The organism is Bacillus sp. 05T22 (assembly GCF_056396765.1).
Window position 1 is genome coordinate 1 of sequence record NZ_JBFTMC010000263.1, and the last position, 716, is coordinate 716.

At 34.9% G+C, this 716-nt stretch carries 1 protein-coding gene; it reads right to left on the reverse strand.

The window, feature by feature from the left end:
- Positions 1 to 35 precede the first annotated feature (35 nt).
- A partial coding sequence (locus tag AC1DIT_RS28255) for an IS3 family transposase (protein ID WP_476998617.1) occupies positions 36 to 716 on the reverse strand: 681 nt, incomplete at its 5' end.

Below are 716 nucleotides of genomic sequence, written 5' to 3' on the forward strand. Positions count from 1 at the left end.
TGAAGTGACCCCATAAAGTTAGACAGATTATTTCATTAGGCAACCTTTTGGGCATGGGTCCGGTATTGTACCGGGCTCATGCCTTTTAGTTTTGCCTTAATTCTTTTATGATTATAGTACTCTATATATTTTGCTAGTTCTTGCTTAAAATGTTCTATACTCTTAAATTCTTTTCGATACAGAAATTCTGACTTCATGATGCCAAAGAAGTTTTCAATCACTGCGTTATCGTAACAGTTTCCTTTACGAGACATGCTTTGTGTAATGCCACGTTTAGTAAGAGAATGACGGTATTGCTTCATTTGATRRTGCCATCCTTGATCGGAATGAATCAGAAGTGTATCTTTGTCTATTAAACGTTCAAAAGATTRGTCTAACATTGTTGAAACAAGGGAGTAGGTTGGTCTTGAAGCAATTGTGTATGTGATAATTTCACCATTAAATAAATCCAACATCGGTGATAGATATAACTTCTCTCCAAACAATTTAAACTCCGTAATGTCCGTAACCCATTTTTCATTTGGTTTTTCCGCTTGGAAATTGCGATTTAAAATATTCGGTGCAATATTTCCAACTTTCCCTTTATAAGAACGATATTTTTTCATACGAACGAGACACTTCAAGCCTAATTCTTTCATAATTCGATACACTTTTTTATGATTTACTTTGTGTCCGCGGTTCGTCAGTTCATCACGAATACGACGATAACCATAAAG